Raw genomic sequence first — 19150 nt, forward strand, 5'->3', positions numbered from 1 at the left:
TTTCTTTATATATAGGAATCCAAGTTGAAACTTTAAGTTATTCATGTTTCAGTTGAGAATTTTAATTCTAAGTTTTAATCTATATTTTTTTAAAATTGACAATGGACAATTGACAGTGGACAGTGAAGGTGAAAATTGGATTTCCAATTTCAAAGAATGATCTTTTATTAAATTTGCGAAGCAAATTAGTTGAAAACAATATAAAAACGTAGTTTTTATGTATTTCCATTTTAAATATTAGGAATGAAATGAATAATATTAACCCTAACTGTCAATTATCAATTTTCAATTGTCAACTGGTTCCAAATATAAATATAGCAATAAACTGTAAGATTAGTACTATCATTTAAGAAAGACATTACTTTAAATTTGAACTTGGAACCCTATATATTATTGTATGCTAATTTTTTTTATTTTCTCTTTCCTATATAAAGTTAAATTATTTTTAAAGTTTTATATTAGTCTTTAGTATTTACTGCTTTCTTAACATGTATTTTGTATAAGAAAAAAAGATAATAAAGAAAGTTAACTTTCTTCATTACCTCTTTATTATATATTACTATTTTTCTATAAAAAATATTGCAAATACATTATCTCCAGAATGAACACCTACTGCACATCCAGGAGTTCTTTCTAAAATTTCAGCATTGTTATTAATTAATAATTCCTCAGCATTATCATATATGCTTTTATTTTCTTCTTTAAATCCTGATTCTATAACTATAACAGGTGTGCTACTATCTATTTCATACTTTTCCAAATACTCCATTATAGATCTTTGCACTTTTTTATTTCCTCTTATTTTTTCTTCTACCACCATTTCTCCGTCTCTGATAGTAAGAATTAATTTTATTCCTAATAAATTTCCTATAGCTCCTGCTGCTTTTGAAAGACGTCCACCCTTCACAAGATTTGTTAAGGATTGAAAGCAAGTCATGCTTCTCACTTTACTTTTTGCCTTTAATACTTCATTATATATTTCTTCTGCAGGACAACCATTTTCTTTAAGTATTGCAGCTTTTAAAACTAAAACACCTAAAGCTCCGCAAACAGCTTCTGAATCTATAACATACACATCATTCGTTTCAATTAAATCTTTTGCAATTAATGCAGATTGATATGTTCCACTCATTTTTGAAGACATATGTATAGCTACTATTTTATATCCTTCTTTTAAATATTTATCAAACATTTCAGTAAATCTGTGAGGCGTTATTTGTCCTGTCTTAGGAAATTCACTACAATTCTCCATTTTTTCCATTAGACTTGAAAAGTTTATTTCAACTCCATCTAAGTAGCACTGTTCATCTATATTAATTATTTGAGGCATTACTTCTATATCATACTTTTTTATTATATGGTCAGGTATATCACAAGTACTATCAGTTATAATTTTCACTTTTTCCTTCATTAAGAATAAACCCTCCTGTCTATTTCATCCCTTTAAAATTTATTTGCCTTAATGCTTCGTACGCTATAATTGCTACTGTATTAGATAAATTTAAAGACCTAGTTGTAGTTTCAACCATTGGAACTCTTATTAAATTTTCCTTATTTTCTTCTCTTATATAATTAGGCAATCCACTAGATTCTCTTCCAAACACCAAGAAATCTGCCTCTTTAAATTGAGGTTCAGTATGATTTTTCACTGCTTTAGTTGTGCAAAAATAAAATGTACCATCTTTATACTTATCTCTTAAATCTTCATATGATTCATGTATTTCTATATCTAATAGTGGCCAATAATCTAATCCTGCTCTTTTTAAGCTTTTTTCATCCAAACTAAATCCTAATGGTTTTATAAGATGTAGCTTACAATTTGTAAGTACACAAGTTCTACCTATATTTCCTGTGTTTTGAGGAATTTCTGGTTGAAATAGTACTATATTCAAATTCATATATTTTCCTCCCTAGTTCATACATACTTTATATTTTACTTAATACTTATTTTCTACTTAACAAAATTTAATTATATCATACAGTTGTTTATAAAAATAACTTGAAAATTATAATTCACATAAATTTTAAATTATAATACTTATATTATACGTTATTTTATTATTTTTTTATAGTGTATATTATGACTTTAGTAATAAACACTACTACAATATAATCACATTATGTCATTTTATATATTTTTTTAAATTATATTATCATTTTTATATACTTGAAATAATAAATAATAAGTTAAATATATCTTATTATTTATTGTTATTTTTTGCTTTCTTAATTTAATATTCTAATATAAATTTATCTATAATTTTTTTTACTCCATCATTATCATTACTATCTGTTATGTAATTCGCAATTTTTTTTGTTTCATCAGTAGCATTTTCCATAGCTACACCTAATCCAGCATACTCTATCATTGAAATATCATTTTCATTATCACCAATTGCAATGACCTCTGATTTATTTAAGTTGTAATACTCTGTAAGTCTTTTTGCTGCTCTTCCTTTTGAAACATTTTTGTTCATAACTTCAAAGTTATTACTAAATGAACTCACAACTTCATACATTCCTAATTTTTTTATATCTTCTTTTGCTTTTTTTATTTTATTTATATCATCATCAATAGCTACAGCTTTTAATATATCCATCTGATGATTTTCAAATACTTCCTCCCAATTTTCTACTGTTTTTATTTTTATTTTAAATTGTTCTGGAACAACCCTATTTGACTTTTCATAAAACTTAGATGTATACATCGAATTTCCTGCAAATATACCTTCCGCTGTATAAAAATGTGGTACTAACTCATAATAATTGAATATTTTTAAGAGTTCTCTACAATTTTCTATCCCTAATATACATTTATAAATTAAATTGTCACCTTCTCTTATATAAGCACCATTTGATGCTATTATTGGCGCTTGTATTTTCAAAAGTTCTCCGTAATATTTAGCTGAAACGAAAATTCTTCCAGTTGTTATAGCTATTTTAACACCTTTCTCATGTGCTTTTTTTATACTTTCTAAAGTTGCTTTACTTACCTTTTTTTCATTATTTAATAAAGTTCCATCCATATCTGTGCATATTAATTTATATTTCATATTTACCTCCAACTTCACAAAAATGGCATTGAAAAATATCAATGCCATTTTTAACACTTTTTAATATTTTCTATAATTATAAAGTCACTAAATACTTTTTCATTAAATACTTAAATATTGACTGTCTTTGTCTTACATAGTTTTCTATAAATATTATATAACTTTTTTTATCAATATTACCTATGTTTATTTGGCCATAATATTCTTTGTAACTTAGCTCTATTAATTCTTTAAGCCTTTTCTTAAGTTCTGAATTCCTTATTTCATCTAAAAATTCCAAATCAGTTGAACTTCTATTTTTAGTTATTCCTAATGTTTCTAATCTATTTATATAATAATTATATAACGGTATTATACTATCTGATTTTAACATCTTATTTTTTCTTACATAATATAAAACCACTTTGATTATTATATATAAAACTATTGTAAATATAATTGATACTCTTTTAAAGATTTTCTCATAATTTAAATTATAAAAATAACTGTCATCATCATCTTCTTCAAATTGGTTAATATTTTGATGATTTTTTCTTGGTGATATAATATTGTTTTCTTCGTACTTACTTTCTTCCTTTTTTTCTTCTTCTATTTTATTTTCCTTTTTCCATTCAGTCGGCGTTGGTGATGGATCTAGTGGAATCCATATATCCTTTTCTGGGTTTATTAAAATCTCACACCATGCATGTGCTTCTCCATTTGTAACAGTATAATGATCAATACCATCTTTTTTATCTTTTGAAATTTTAAATCCTTCTACATATCTTGAAGGTATTCCCGCTATTCTACACATCACTGATGTAGCCGTTGCAAAATACGTACAATACCCTTTTTTTTCTTTAAATAAAAAATAATTTAGGAATTCATCATCTTCTGGAATTTTGGAAACATCTAAACTATACGGATAATTGTTTTTTAAATACTTACTTATGGCAGTAGCTTTTCCAATAGTTGTATTTTCAAATTGTGTAATATCATTTACTAACTCATAAACATTTTCTGATAAAATAATTGGCAACTGAAGATATTTTTCGTAATCTCTTAGTACAATTGCATTACATCTAATCTTATTTTCATCTTTTTCATCATAAGCAATTATTTCTTCATCACTACTCTTTCTTGTTATAAAGTTATATGCATTTCCTTTATTATTGTTTTTTATATAACTATATAAGCCTTCATACCCCTCTGTTTTTATTGTATTTCTTATATTTTCTGGTACATTATACATAATTGTATATTGCTTTTTTATATTTTCATTACTTAAATAAGTGTCACCTTCGCTATGATAAACATCTCCAGTAGCTCCTAATATATTTATAGCTTTTTCTGGAACAAAAAAAGTATTTGTTTTGAAACTATTATTATGTGATATTTTAATGTTTTTGATATTCTTATAATCTGATAAATAATCACCTTTGTTCAAACTATTATTTTCATACTGTTTATTTTCATTTATACTAATTAATTCATCTATATTCTTTGATTTTAACCATCGCTTTCCATCATAAGTGTATTTTATATTGCCCTTTAAATAGCAAGGAATATCCGTATCCACATTAAATACATCATCATTTTTTAACTGTATCGGCCCACCTAGCTCTTTATCTGAATTTGTGTATCCCGAACTTTTTATACTATATGTTCCATTTAATGCATTTTCCTTGATATTTTCAATATTATTAACTCCAAATTTATTTTTAACTTTACTAATATATATATCAGTATTTATTGCTTCATATTCTTTAGGTAATGTTGATATTGAATATATCATCACAACTGATATTACAGTAGTAAAAATCATAGTATTTTTTATACTTAAATTTATATCTATTTTTTCCTTTTTATATTTCTTAGCCATATCCATATAATTGATCAAACATATGGATATAATAAAGAAGAAAAAATATAAATCTAAATACATTATAACTGTTTTAGTATATAGATACCAAAATGCTATTATAAAAGAAAAACTTAAAACTAATATTATTTTTTTAATTTTATTTGTTAAATATAATAATATTAACACTATACCAACTATAAATATTGCTATTACTATTTTGTATTCAATATAATCTATAGGTTTATTTTTATAAATCAAGTTGAAAAGCCTAGGTGTTTTTTTAACTATTTCATTTGTTATAAAAGCTATTACAACTTCATAGTTTCTATAACTATATATTGCACCTGCTATTAGCATAGCTAAAATTATACCTAATTTACATTTAATTTTTTTTGCAATTTCGTTTAAAAAATATACAAAAAATGCTAACATAACCCATTTAAAAATACTAGAAAATATAATACTATAATTGTAACTAATTTTTTCCACATTGTATGCTTTAATGATAATCTCTAAGGGAACTATTATATTTAAAAATACTAAAATTATAGTCACTATTTTATTTTTAAATTGCTCTTTATAATCATTATTTAAAATATACTTTTTCAAGATCTACACCTGCTTTTAAAATTTAATTATCTTATTAAATTCATAAATTTCTATATTCATATCTTTTAATTCATTTAATATTTGACTTTCATAAATATTTTTATCATAATAAAATATTTTTAAATTATATCCTATATTTCTTAAATAAATTATGTTATTTATATCCTCTTTCATTAATGTTAAAGTTATTATTACAACATCTGATGAATTATTTAAATTTTTAATTTTCTTTAATATAAATTTTGAAAAACTTTCATTACTATTACTATAATTTCTTAGGAAATACTCTCCCAGAATTTGAAAATCTTCATGATTTTCTATTTTAAATACCTTTTCATAATCATTATTTATATATATATTACTTTTTATTTCTCTTTTTAATATTTGATTTAAAAAGGATAATGTAAAATCTATCATTAGCTCTTCTTCTTTTGCAGTATAATCTTTTATTTTTTCTAAACTTTCCATGTTAAGGAAAATATTGGTATCTCCCCCTGATAATTTTTCATAATTTTTTACATATAATTTATTTTCTTTAGCACTTATCTTCCAATGAATTTTCTTTATGCTATCCCCATTTGTATATTCTCTAACATCTCTTACATCACTATTATTATTTAAAAACTTTTTTTTAACTATAACTTCTTCTAACATATTACTATAACTTTTATCTATTTCATCTAACTCATATATTTTGGGATAAACCATTATATTTTCATCATGTTCACCCTTAATGCTTATTGTACTAATATTGAAAATATCATTAATTGTTATATCTGTTTTTCCTAAACCATATACTCCTCTTCTTATAAATCTAATTTGTTTTCTCACAAAGTAACTGCCATCTTGTTTTAAATAAAATCCATTTCCTTTATAATCATTGCACATATGTTCAAAAAAGGAACTTTTAACTTTAACATATGGTAATGGTATAAAACTATCATTTTTAACTATCAATTTAATTTCTTCATTATCTCCTACTATAAAACTTTTTTTTAATATTCTAAAGTTACAATATACATATTTTGTACATATATAAAAATATATAACTTCTACAATTCCTACTAAAAATAATATATAAAAAATATAGTATGGAAAGTTTCCACCTGATAACTTTGCATATATAAAAGATACTATTAACATAAAAATATATATTAATTTGAACTTAATCATTTTGTTTCACCTTAGGAACAGGTATTATTTTCAATATATCATCAACTACATTTGCTTCTGTTAATCTTTCCGCTTTACTTTTAGGTGTTAATATAATTCTATGACATAATACTATCTTTGCATTTTCTTTTATATCTTCTGGAATAACATAATCTCTCCCCTTTATAAATGCAGTGGCTTGAGATATTTTTTGGAATGCCAATGATGCTCTTACACTTGCCCCTAAAGCTAATGCTTTATTGTTTCTAGTTGCTTCCACTATTCTAATAATGTACTTTATTAAGTCATCATTTATTTTTACTTTTTTTACTTTATTCTGAAGTTCTAATATTTCTTCTTTAGTTGATATACTTTGTATTTTATCAATTGGTGAGAATTCTCTGTATTCTTTTAATATGTTAAATTCATAGTCACTACTTGGATAACCTATATTGACTTTTATCATAAATCTATCCAATTGTGCTTCTGGCAATTGAAATGTACCTTCATACTCAATTGGATTCTGTGTTGCCATAACTATAAATGGTTTATCCAATTCATAAGTTGTCCCACTTTCTGAAACTTGATTTTCCTCCATGGCCTCTAATAATGCTGATTGTGTTTTAGGTGTGGTTCTATTTATTTCATCTGCTAAAAGTACATTGGAAAAAACTGAACCCTTTTTGAATTCAAATTTTTCTAATTTATTATTATATATGGATACCCCTATTATATCTGAAGGTAACAAATCTGGTGTACATTGAACTCTACTATAAGATAATCCCAATGTTTTAGTTAATGCTTTTATAATCATTGTTTTCCCTACACCTGGTATGTCCTCTATAAGTATATGCCCACCTGCAATTACACCTTTTATTATATTTAAAATTTCTTTTTCTTTTCCAAATATAACTTTGCTTACATTTTCATTAATTTCTTTTATTAAGTGGTTTTGATCATTCATAAGTAATCCCCCTTTTTTACCCATTTATTGTAATTTTATCATATTGTATAAAAAAAAAAGATAATAAAAACATTTGTTTTTATTATCTTAAAACTTTATTAACACTATATTAATATATTTATTTAGATACAACTGCTTGTGTATCATTATTTATTTCACTTTCTTTAGCTTTTTCTAAAGTTCCCTTAATTAACTCTGGAAATCCTGATGCAAAAATTAACGTTCTATCTCCTTGCTCTTCCATAACCTTTATTACAATATACTTCTTAGAAACAATATTTTTATCATTAAAATTGTGAGTAGTTTTTATTTTGTGATATTTAACTTCACTTAATAACTCTTCTTGCTGATATATCTTTACATCTTTTATTCTTCTTAACTTTATTTTTTCAACTTTACCTTTATTTTTAAATTCTAAAGAAAAAGTATGAAAATATACTGTTATAGTTACATCATCTGTCCCACTTAAATCTTCATAACCATCTAAATATAACAAATCTTTACTTTTAAATTGAATCCCCTTTTTCTTATCCATTTCAATAGATATTTTACACCAAATCATGATTCCTATTAATAATGCTAAAATAGCTGAAACAATCCATACTATAATCATAAAACTAATACTCCTTTTTAAATCATCTTGTTAATACTTTATTAATATTTTATTAATATTTTCAATTATATCATAATTTCAACTTTTAACAAATAATCTAAAAAAATTTTATTATATTCCTACAATTACAATATTATTTACAGCTTTATATATATCCTTTGCTACTATTTTTTTTTCTATCATTTTTCCATCCTTATATAAAACTCTATAAGTATTAACTACATATCCAATTTTGCCCTCTTTTTCTACTAATCTTTGGCCTTTACTTATAGCTCTACTATACTTAATTGTATCTTTTGGCTTTAAAATTTCTTCTATTTCACTTTCTATTTGATATCTTTTTAAATTTATCGATGTATCTGAATATATTTGAAATCCTACATAGTTATCCTGAACCTGTCCTCTTATATATATAGGTACCTCTAATGTATTTTTAAATTTAAAATCTATAGCACCATAATTCACCGTAGCATCTTGACCTAATGGAACATAATTTATCTTTTTACTATGTGGTTTTCTTTCTATAACCTCTATATCAGTCTTTAATATAGCATTATATAATGTTGATGATACTTGACATATTCCTCCCCCTACATCATCTACATATTGATTTCCTAATATTACATGTGCCCTTTTATATCCCTTACTTTCTGTTCTAACCCCAACTACATCATTAAAACTAAATATTTCATTTGGCATAACAACATAACTATCTACTGCTTTTGTCGCTAATTTTATATTTGTTCTTCTTTGTTCTGAAGAATTTTGTAAACTAGTTGAAAAACTACATATTACTCCATTTATCTTACTTAAATTTTGCTTCCTTTTTTCTGGTATCCATTGTTCTAGCTCACATTGAATTCTAATAATTTCTTCATTAATATTTTTATTTATTGACTTTTCTAATTGACTTTTTAAACTTTCATTATTTATTCTAACTCCATTTTCTTCATCTGTTATTGTAAATGATCCATTACTTTCTAATGTCATTTTACTTTCTATTGGCTTTATATTTACATCTCCTTCTATATAATAAATAACTCCATCCACTGCCTCATTGTTATACGTTAAGTTAATTTCTATATTTATTTTTTTAGGAAATAAAATCATGTAAAGTTTTTTTATAAAATTTTCTTTTTCCCCAATATTAATTGCATCTTCAATAGCTCTTTGTGTATCAAACTTTACTCCTAATTCCTCATAACTTGTTTTAAATAACTTATCTTCAACTCTTATTTCTATTTTTTTATTTGATATGTTTTTTTCAAATTCATGATGTAATTTTTCTTTGGCTTCCTCTATTTTTAAATTTGATACTTTTATATTTTCTATGTATATTTTAGGATATATCCTTGTACTATATTTATAAACTAATGTAATTGATATGATTACAATTCCCAAAGCTAAAATTAACATTTTAAATCCAATCTTTTTTAATTTTTTCATTAAGTTTTTCCCCCATATATCATTTTAAAATTTATTAAATTATTATGCTTAATACTTCTAGCTTGTCTTTATATTTATATTACTTAGGATTCAATATTAAAACTAAATTTTATAGAACATTAAATTTTTACAAACTTCATTGAAATTGTTTTCATTTAGTGAATTTTTTACTAGATTTTATTTGTTTATTATGTTAATATTTAAATTGATGAAAATATATGAATATTTTAGAATTTATTTCTATTATGTATTTTCAAAATCATTATATATAAGAGGTGGAATTATGTATAACATAGATTGCATAAAAAACTATTTAAATAATATATTAACAATACCAAGTCCAACTGGTTATTCAAAGAAAATAATGCCTTACATTGCTAGTGAATTAGATAAACTAGGAATAGAATATCATTTCACAAACAAAGGTGCTTTAGTTGCTACAATTAAAGGTAAAAATGATGAATATCAAAAAACTTTATCTGCACACGTTGATACTTTAGGTGCAATGGTAACTGGAATAAAAGGTACTGGTAGACTTTCCCTTACTCAACTTGGTGGTTTTATGATGAACTCAGTTGAAGGAGAAAATTGTATAGTTGAATGTGTTAATGGCAAAAGTTTTGAAGGAACAATTCAAACAATAAAACCATCTGTTCACATAAGTGGAGCTGAAGCAAGAGACCTTAAAAGAACAGCTGAAAATTATGAAGTTGTTTTAGATGAAAAAGTTTCATCTAAAGAAGATGTTGAAGCTTTAGGAATTAATGTTGGAGATTTTATTTGTTTTGATACTAGAACTAGATTTACTGAAAGTGGTTTCATAAAATCAAGACACCTTGATGATAAAGCTAGTGTTGGTATGCTTTTATATTCTCTAAAATATATAGTAGAAAACAAAATAGAACTTCCTCATACAATAAATGTATTTATAAGTAATTATGAAGAAATAGGACATGGTGCATGCTCTGGTATTCCTGTTAATACAAAAGAGTTTGTAGCTGTTGATATGGGATGTCCTGGACTTGATCAAAATTCAACAGAATATGCTTGCTGTATAGCAGCTAAAGATTCTTCTGGTCCATATGATTTAGATTTAAGAGTTAGACTTACAGAGCTTTGTAAAGCTAATAATATAGAATATAGAATAGACACATATCCTAGTTATGGTTCTGATGCTTCTGCAGCACTTAGAGCTGGATACGATGTTAAAACAGCTTTAATTGGAGCTGGAATATTTGCATCTCACGGATATGAAAGAACACATACTGATTCAGTATTAGCAACTGTAGACTTAATAATCAAGTATGTTCAAGAAGCAGTTAAATAAACCTTAACTATATATATTTTTATAAAAAGTCCATACTTTAAATAGTATGGATTTTTTATTTTTGTGTTTATAATTACATTTATTGTTATTTATATTTCTTTTTCATTATGTTAAGATGAATAGATGTCTTATGTTTAAGAATTAGAAATTAATTTATTAATTATTAGTTCCAAAACTTGGATACCCTTAAGAGTGAAACTAGCTCGGAATCATTTTATAACAAGCATTTCTTTTGAAAGCAATATATTTACAGCTAAAAGAATAGTTTTGAATTCGAGCTTGTTTCCCTATAAGCATATAAAATATTACCCTAGAACCCTATAAATTTAAAATTTGGAGGTTTTTTATGATAGTAAATAATCAATTTTTACCTATAAGTAAAGATGATATGAAAAAACGTGATATAGATCAGTTAGATTTTATAATTATAACTGGAGATGCATATATAGATCACCCTTCTTTTGGTACTGCCATAATTGGTAGACTTTTAGAATCAGAAGGATATACTGTTGGTGTTATAGCTCAACCTAACTGGCATTCTGTCGATGATTTTAGAAAACTTGGTGAACCTCGTCTTGGTTTTTTAATTAACTCAGGAAATATTGACTCAATGGTTAACCATTATACTGCAGCTAAGAAAAAAAGAAGTGATGATTTTTACTCACCTGGTGGAAAATCAGGATATAGACCAAATAGAGCTGTAATTGTATATTCCAATAGAGCAAGAGAAGCTTATAAAAATGTACCTATAATAATTGGAGGTATTGAAGCTAGTCTTAGAAGATTTTCTCACTACGATTATTGGGATGACAAAGTAAGAAAAAGTATTTTATTAGATTCTAAAGCTGATCTTCTAATTTATGGTATGGGTGAAAATCCAATTATAGAGGTTGCTAAATTTTTAAGTTATGGCAGTTCTATAGATAGACTTCATCATGTTAGAGGTACTTGTTATCTTACTAATGATATTTCTAAATTAAATGATTACATAATACTTCCATCATTTGAAGATGTTTCAAATGATAAGAAAGCCTATGCTGAGAGTTATAAACTTTATTCAAAGGAACAAGATTATGTTTGGGGTAAAACAATAGTAGAACCTTGCAACGATAAATATGTAGTTCAAAATCCACCACAAAAACCATTATCAGAAGCTGAAATGGATAGAGTTTATAACTTACCATATGCTAGAACGTATCATCCAATTTACGAAGCACTTGGCGGAATTCCAGCTATAAATGAAGTCAAATTTTCAATTACAAGCCACAGAGGTTGTTTTGGAAGTTGTTCATTTTGTGCATTAACTTATCACCAAGGAAGAGTTATTCAAAATAGAAGTCAAAATTCAATAATAGAAGAAGCTAAAATTTTAACTAATGATAAAGATTTTAAAGGATACATACATGATATAGGTGGTCCTACTGCAAACTTTAGACATAGAGCTTGTAAAAAGCAAATTGAACATGGTGTTTGTAAAAATAGACAGTGTATGTTCCCTACACCATGTAAAAATCTTATAGTTGATCATAGTGAATACTTAAGCTTATTAAAAAAGGTTAGAACTTTACCTAAAGTAAAAAAAGTATTTATTCGTTCTGGTATTCGTTATGACTATTTAATGGAAGATAAAAATCCAAAATTTTTCCATGAACTTTGTGAACATCATATCAGCGGACAGCTAAAAGTAGCCCCTGAACATGTAAGTGATAAAGTTCTTGCACAAATGGGAAAACCTAAAAGACAAGTCTATGACAATTTCAAGAAAAAATATGCTGATATAAACAAGAAATTGGGGAAAAATCAATTTGTAGTTCCATATCTTATGTCTAGTCATCCTGGTAGTAGTTTAAATGAAGCTGTTGAACTTGCTGAGTACATAAAAACTATGGGACATATGCCTGAACAAGTACAAGATTTTTATCCTACTCCTGGAAGTCTTTCAACAACTATTTATTATACTGGAATAAATCCAATAACTAATGAACAAGTTTATGTTCCTAAATCTCAAAAAGAAAAAAGCATGCAAAGAGCTCTATTACAATTTAGCAATGCTGATAATCATACACTTGTAAAAAATGCTCTGATTTGTGCTAAAAGAGAAGATTTAATAGGTTTTTCACCAAATTGTTTAATTGGACCTAGACCAATTAAACACAAAGGTTATCAAGGTAAAAAGGTAAAAGATGTTTCTAAGGATACTACATCTAAAAATGAATCTATTAAAAAAACTAAATCTAGTAACAATAAAAATAATAAAAAAACTTCTACTAAGACTTTTTCTAAAAATAGTAGAAGAAGATAATAAAATAGTCATATAAAAGTAGTGCTTAACAACTGCTTTTATATGACATTTCTTATTTAAATTTAATTTTAAACTATTTAGTTAAGATTATACTTTTCTTCTTAAATTGTCTTAATGAATATACTAATGTTAGAATCCATAATATTTCACCTAAAATTTTCACTCCAAATAAATTCACACCCAATAAACTTATTAGAATTGTTAATACTGTTAAACTTGCTGAAAGTATCATAAGTGCTAATCCTAGTTTATTAGAGTACTTATAACCTAAAGCCTTCATAGCTAATATTAAATATATTGTATTTACAACTTCTAATATTAAGTATAATCCATAATCTTCTCTTAAAATTATGACATATCCATATATATCTGACAGCATTGTATTAACAGGCGACTTTAATGTTACAAAAATATAAAATAAACTAAATATTAATACTATAGAATAGAAATAATTCAGCTTTATCTTTTCATTTCTATATAGCATATATATAGTTATAAATCCTATTATAGGCAAATAAACTATTTCTAAAAAAATTATAGGTTTTAAAAGATATAAATACAAAGGTTTTTTATTTATAAATAATATAAATAATGAAATGTACCTAAATAGAACTAAAATTAATGTACCAATTGTTATATGTTTTATCTTTTTAGGTGCATAACTAAAGGCTGTAGTTACTCCTTCATACAAAAGTAATACCATCAGAAATATTCCTAATAAATATATATAATCCAAACCTATCCCCCCAAGTTTAAACATACTGAAATTTCCGTTTAAAGTTTTATTTAATTTTAAACAAATACTTATAAATGTTATTCATCAATTTACTTAATATATATTTTATCCTTCACTAGATTATATTAACTAATAAAGCAAGTTATGCACATTATCTAATTCCTATTTTCATCTTAAACTACTTAAATTAACCTATCAGTTCTAAATTTTATTATATTCTTTAATATATCACTAAAAAATATGAAACAATCTTTTTTAGTACATAATTTAAAATTATATAGTCACATAAATCATAAACTAAATATGTAAAAAGTTATAAATTAAATTTACCTTCAACTCCTCCACAATAAAAAAAGGAGGTTAAAACCTCCTTTAAACTTAAAATATATCACTATTAACTTTCATATAAATATCCTAATACTTTTAAAGCTTTTCTTGCACAACTTATTTTCAATGGAAATTCTGGTCCTTTTTCTCCATCTATATCTGTAACAATATCTTCATCACACTCTATAGTTACTTTATCTGTCTTAAAACATAAAACTCCATCCATTTCATATATGTCTCTTTTCTTTAGCATAACTATAAAATTATTAAGAGCATTTCTTACAATATCACTTTTTACAATAATAACATCTAAAAGTCCGTCATCAGCTTCTGATGATTGTGCTAATTTTAAATTACCAGCCGTTTTTCCATTAAATATTAACATAAGATACATATTCCCATCAAATTTAAAATCTTTTGATTCTACTTTTACTTTTAACTTTCTTATGTTAGGTATCTCTTCAAGTCCTTTTATATAATACGCCATTTTCCCCATTGTATTTTTCAAATGAACATCTATTTTTTGAGATACATCTGTAAATACTCCTGCACTTGCAACATTAACAAAATATTTTTCATTTATTTTACCTAAATCCAAATATTTTTCTTGACTTTCTAATATTTGAATTAATGCCTTCTCTATATCTTGTGGCATTCCAACTATGTTTTTTGCAAAATCATTTGCTGTACCAACAGGTAATACACCTATTGGTATATCAATCTTTTTATGTTTCATTTCATTAACTACTGAGTCAATAGTTCCATCCCCACCAGCTATTAATATATATTTAAAATCATTATCTATACTATCAAAAGCATTTGATATAGATTCATCTCTTTGTATTCTATATGGTTCAACTATATATCCATATTGTTGATGAATTTGTATAACTTTATCAAGTTCTGATACTATTGAATTCTCCCCTGAATAAGGATTATAGATAAACTTAACTTTTTTCATAGCTTTCCTCCTATAAATTTAACATAAACATCTATTTTATAATTGTACCTTTTATATTAGCAATTCTCAAGTTTATTTACATAATTAAGGCACATGAGAAAAATAATATATCCATTTAATAGATACCCATTTTGTCATGTGCCTAAAAACATGTTTATTTAACCATGCTTCTAATTCAAAATTTCTAAGTTAGCATTTTATTACTCAGTTCTTTTTAATGCATTATCTAGTTCAATCCTAACAAAATTACTATTGGAAATTTGATTTATAACATCTGATTTAGTTTTTATATATCTGTTATAACTCTTTATACTATCACTAAAAGCACTTATCATATCATCTACTACTTCACCTAACTCATTTGCTCTTTTTATAGCATTTTTTACATCACTTTTTTTTGCTAATGCCATATTATTAAAATCATTTGCTGTACTAACTAATACCTTATATGAATTAACAGTACCATTTAACAGCATTGATAAATTATTTATATCCTTATAGTACTCTTCTATTACTATTCTATGGCTCATCTCATCACCCTATTTTCATAAGACATCTTATCTTTTTTTCAGATATCTATTAATTTTAAATAAGCTTATATACTTAACTTTATGAATATAGTAATAAAAAAAGAACAATTATTTTTATAATCCTATACATTTTATTTAATTACATTCCTATAAAATAATATCCTATAGTTATAATTACATAAGTAGCTGTTAGTATTCCACCTTCTAGCCAATAGGTTTTTCCATCTTGAAATACAAAATATGACATAGCTAATGCTATTATAAGCATTATTATCTGAAAATGACTAAAGACTAAAGTCATATTAAGCCCCATAAAAAATGATATTATTATTAAGAGAGGTGTAACAAAAAGTGAGATTTGAATACTTGATCCTATTGCTGTTTCTAAACTACAATCTACCTTATTATTCAGTGCACAAACTATACTTGTAGCATTTTCTCCAAAGCTTCCTAAAAGTGGTATCAATATTATCCCTATAAACTCTTCCGATACTTTATAAGTTTCAACTACTCTATTTACATTATATATTAATTTCTCACTTATAAAATATAATATTATTGATACAAATATTATTTTTAAAATTATAATTATACTTTGTTTATTTAATTTCTTCTCATTAGTATAATGTTCTGCTTTATCATTAGATGCTATAAATAAGTTTCTATGTGTGTATAATGAAAATATAAGCCCTAATATATATATAAATATTAATACTATAGATACTACTGCACTTATAGTAGTTGCTTTTTTATTATCCAATAATACATTTCCATCTAAAGAGCTTATTATAATTATAGATGCAATTGCCAAAAGCAAAAGTTGAAAATTAGTTCTAGCAAGTGCTTTATTAAATTTTTGCTCCTTATATTTTACTCCACCACAAAATATTGCAAGTCCTAGCCCTAGTAACATATTGGTTATAACTGCTCCCATAAGACCTGCTTGTGCCATAGCTATCATTCCATATTTAATTGACCACAACCCCATCATTAATTCTGGTAAATTTCCAACTGTTGCCGCTAATAGACCACCCTTTTTTTCTCCAATATATTCGGTTATATCAGATGTTTGATTACCTAAAATTATAGATAATGGTATCATCGAACATGAATATAAAATTATATTTATAATTAAAGATGTTGTTTCTATAAACATCAAACTTATAGACACTATAATAGGTATACTAAATTTTAAAACTTTAAAGTAGCTATCTACATTTTTATTTTTAGCTTCCATCATTACCTCCTATATCTCATGGTCTATTAATAAAATATTCAATTTTTGACAAAATGACACAAAATTTATTTTTTGTTATAAAAAACTTGTATTCACAAATATTCTTTTATAAATTTAAATCATTATTTCAAATTACTTTATATTAAAGTTTTTATTCATATATAGTTAGATCTTGACAATAATTTATAATCATACAAATTTAATAGTTTTTATACAACAAAAAATCCTTATTAGTAAAATACTAATAAGGATTTTAAAATTTATTTTATAAATATGTATTAATCTTCTTTTAATGCTTTTTTTCTTAATTTTAATCCGCATGGAGTTACTGCAAGTCCGCCTAAAGCAGTTTCTCTTAATGCAGCTGGCATTTCTCTTCCTATTTTGTACATTGCTGCTATACAATCATCGAAAGGAATTTTACTTCCTACTCCTGCCATTACAAGTTCAGCAGTTGTTAATGCACTTACTGCTCCTGCAACATTTCTCTTAGCACATGGTATTTCAACCAATCCTGCTATTGGATCACAAACTAATCCTTCTACATTTTTTATAACAATCGCACCTGCATCAAAAGCCATTTCAGCTGTTCCGCCCATCATTTCTACTACTGCTGCTGCTGCCATTGCTGCTGCACTTCCACACTCAGCTTGGCATCCACCTTCAGCACCAGCAAGAGTTGCATTTTTAGCTATTAAAACTCCAACTCCTGATGCTGAATATAAAGCCATGATTAATTCTTCATCAGTTTTTTCTAATTTTTCACCTGCAGTTAAAACAACTCCTGGTACTATTCCACAGCTACCTGCTGTAGGTGCTGCAACTATTCTTCCCATTGCTGCATTTATTTCTGAAGTTGATAAAGCTCTTGCCATTGCTTTAACCATAACATCTCCACATAGTGTTTTTCCAGCTTCTAAATATTTTTTTAATTTTACTGCATCTCCACCGATTAATCCACTTACAGAGATAACTTCTCTTTCCATTGCTTCCTTAGCAGCTTTTTTCATTACTTCTAAGTTTCTAGACATTTTCTCCATTAACTCTTCACGGCTAAGTCCAGTTGTTTCCATCTCTTCTCTTATTGTATATTCTGCTATACTTATATTTTCTCTTTTACAAACTTCTATAACTTCTACTGCTGTATTTGCAAACATAGTTTATTCTCCTTCCTTTGGTGGTACTATTTGGTCAACACTGTTTATGTTTTCAAGTTGTCTTATTTGATCTAATACATCGTTATCTACAACTTGTTCAACTTCTACAACCATAGCCGCCTCAGAACCTTTAGCTTTTCTATATACATTCATAGATGCTATATTAATTTCTGATTTGTATAGTACTGTTGTAACTCTGTAGATGATTCCTGGAACATCTACATGATTTATAATTAATGTTGGGTACTCTCCAGTAAATCTTAACTTTTGTCCCTCAACTTCAAAAATTTCTATATTTCCACCACCAATAGATGAACCTACTACGGTAACTTCTTCTCCATTTTCTGGTGTTATGATAAATTTAACTGTATTTGGGTGAACATCATCACCTAAATCAGCCTCTTCAAAAGTATATTCTAAGCCTTTTTCTTTTGCTATTTCCATTGAATTTCTTAATCTTTCATCCATTGGATCCATACCTAAAATTCCAGCAACTAATGCTTTATCTGTTCCGTGACCTTTGTAAGTTTTAGCAAAAGAACCATGTAGTAAAAATCTTACTTTTTTTATTTTTTCTCCACCTATTTTTGCTGCTATTTTAGCAAGTCTTGCTGCTCCTGCTGTATGTGAACTAGATGGACCTATCATTATAGGTCCTAAAATATCAAAAGCACTATAATTTTTCATATGTTTCCTCCTACATCGTTTTTATAATAATTGCAGTTTTATATATCAAACTAGTAATATTTTGACGCCTCTAAATATTAATGCTAGTTTGTTTAAGACAACTCTATTGCAATGACTATTGTAATACGTAGAATTATTTTTTACAAAGGAAATTGATAGTAATTGAAGATTAATAATTCAATTTATCATATTTATGAGTTTTTTAG

The 19150-nt window shown here is 25.6% G+C and carries 16 protein-coding genes; 2 read left to right on the forward strand and 14 right to left on the reverse strand.

Going from position 1 to position 19150, the window contains the following annotated elements:
- Positions 1-559: 559 nt before the first annotated feature.
- From BN346_RS02975 to BN346_RS03010, 8 genes are all read right to left on the reverse strand, one after another.
- Complete coding sequence (locus BN346_RS02975) at positions 560-1411, reverse strand: DegV family protein (protein ID WP_034439199.1); 852 nt, start codon at positions 1409-1411, stop codon at positions 560-562.
- A gap of 19 nt (positions 1412-1430) precedes the next feature.
- On the reverse strand, positions 1431-1898 hold the full coding sequence (gene trmL, locus BN346_RS02980) for a tRNA (uridine(34)/cytosine(34)/5-carboxymethylaminomethyluridine(34)-2'-O)-methyltransferase TrmL (protein ID WP_034439200.1): 468 nt from the start codon (positions 1896-1898) through the stop codon (positions 1431-1433).
- Between the two features lie 333 nt (positions 1899-2231).
- On the reverse strand, positions 2232-3053 hold the full coding sequence (locus tag BN346_RS02985) for a Cof-type HAD-IIB family hydrolase (protein WP_034439201.1): 822 nt from the start codon (positions 3051-3053) through the stop codon (positions 2232-2234).
- Between the two features lie 76 nt (positions 3054-3129).
- Positions 3130-5505: a transglutaminase domain-containing protein gene (locus tag BN346_RS02990; RefSeq protein ID WP_034439202.1), complete on the reverse strand. Its 2376-nt coding sequence runs from the start codon at positions 5503-5505 to the stop codon at positions 3130-3132.
- A gap of 15 nt (positions 5506-5520) precedes the next feature.
- Positions 5521-6678: a DUF58 domain-containing protein gene (locus tag BN346_RS02995; protein ID WP_034439203.1), complete on the reverse strand. Its 1158-nt coding sequence runs from the start codon at positions 6676-6678 to the stop codon at positions 5521-5523.
- Positions 6671-7621 carry an AAA family ATPase gene (locus BN346_RS03000; protein ID WP_034439204.1) on the reverse strand — a complete coding sequence of 317 codons (951 nt, stop codon included), beginning with the start codon at positions 7619-7621 and terminating at the stop codon, positions 6671-6673. The genes BN346_RS02995 and BN346_RS03000 overlap by 8 nt, the downstream gene beginning before the upstream one ends.
- 118 nt (positions 7622-7739) lie before the next feature.
- A complete protein-coding gene (locus BN346_RS03005) occupies positions 7740-8234 on the reverse strand; it encodes a hypothetical protein (RefSeq protein WP_034439205.1) in 495 nt (164 codons plus the stop codon).
- 111 nt (positions 8235-8345) lie between these two features.
- The gene (locus tag BN346_RS03010) at positions 8346-9680 is read right to left on the reverse strand and encodes a VanW family protein (RefSeq protein WP_034439206.1); all 1335 of its coding nucleotides are present in this window, start codon (positions 9678-9680) and stop codon (positions 8346-8348) included.
- A gap of 283 nt (positions 9681-9963) precedes the next feature.
- Between BN346_RS03010 and BN346_RS03015 the strand changes: the two genes are divergently transcribed.
- Both BN346_RS03015 and BN346_RS03020 read left to right on the forward strand, forming a co-directional pair.
- Entirely contained in the window at positions 9964-11007 is a 1044-nt protein-coding gene (locus BN346_RS03015; RefSeq protein ID WP_101541668.1) for a M42 family metallopeptidase, read from the forward strand.
- Positions 11008-11356: 349 nt separating this feature from the next.
- Positions 11357-13309, forward strand: a complete 1953-nt coding sequence (locus BN346_RS03020) for a YgiQ family radical SAM protein (RefSeq protein ID WP_101541669.1) — start codon at positions 11357-11359, stop codon at positions 13307-13309.
- A 73-nt stretch (positions 13310-13382) separates the two neighbouring features.
- Here the strand turns inward: BN346_RS03020 and BN346_RS03025 are convergent, their stop codons facing one another.
- From BN346_RS03025 to sdaAB, 6 genes are all read right to left on the reverse strand, one after another.
- Positions 13383-14045, reverse strand: a complete 663-nt coding sequence (locus BN346_RS03025) for a hypothetical protein (RefSeq protein ID WP_034439209.1) — start codon at positions 14043-14045, stop codon at positions 13383-13385.
- 394 nt (positions 14046-14439) lie between these two features.
- A complete protein-coding gene (locus BN346_RS03030) occupies positions 14440-15333 on the reverse strand; it encodes a YegS/Rv2252/BmrU family lipid kinase (protein WP_034439210.1) in 894 nt (297 codons plus the stop codon).
- Positions 15334-15533: 200 nt separating this feature from the next.
- Positions 15534-15863 (reverse strand): methyl-accepting chemotaxis domain-containing protein, encoded by a 330-nt coding sequence (locus BN346_RS03035; RefSeq protein ID WP_034439211.1) that lies wholly within the window; start codon positions 15861-15863, stop codon positions 15534-15536.
- A 139-nt stretch (positions 15864-16002) separates the two neighbouring features.
- The gene (gene cax, locus BN346_RS03040) at positions 16003-17100 is read right to left on the reverse strand and encodes a calcium/proton exchanger (RefSeq protein ID WP_034439214.1); all 1098 of its coding nucleotides are present in this window, start codon (positions 17098-17100) and stop codon (positions 16003-16005) included.
- Positions 17101-17378: 278 nt separating this feature from the next.
- Entirely contained in the window at positions 17379-18257 is an 879-nt protein-coding gene (sdaAA, locus tag BN346_RS03045; protein WP_034439216.1) for an L-serine ammonia-lyase, iron-sulfur-dependent, subunit alpha, read from the reverse strand.
- Between the two features lie 3 nt (positions 18258-18260).
- A complete protein-coding gene (gene sdaAB, locus BN346_RS03050) occupies positions 18261-18944 on the reverse strand; it encodes an L-serine ammonia-lyase, iron-sulfur-dependent subunit beta (protein ID WP_034439218.1) in 684 nt (227 codons plus the stop codon).
- Between the last annotated feature and the right edge of the window lie 206 nt (positions 18945-19150).

The sequence above is a fragment of the Clostridium ihumii AP5 genome (assembly GCF_000612845.1).
GTDB classification, from domain to species: domain Bacteria; phylum Bacillota; class Clostridia; order Clostridiales; family Clostridiaceae; genus Clostridium_J; species Clostridium_J ihumii.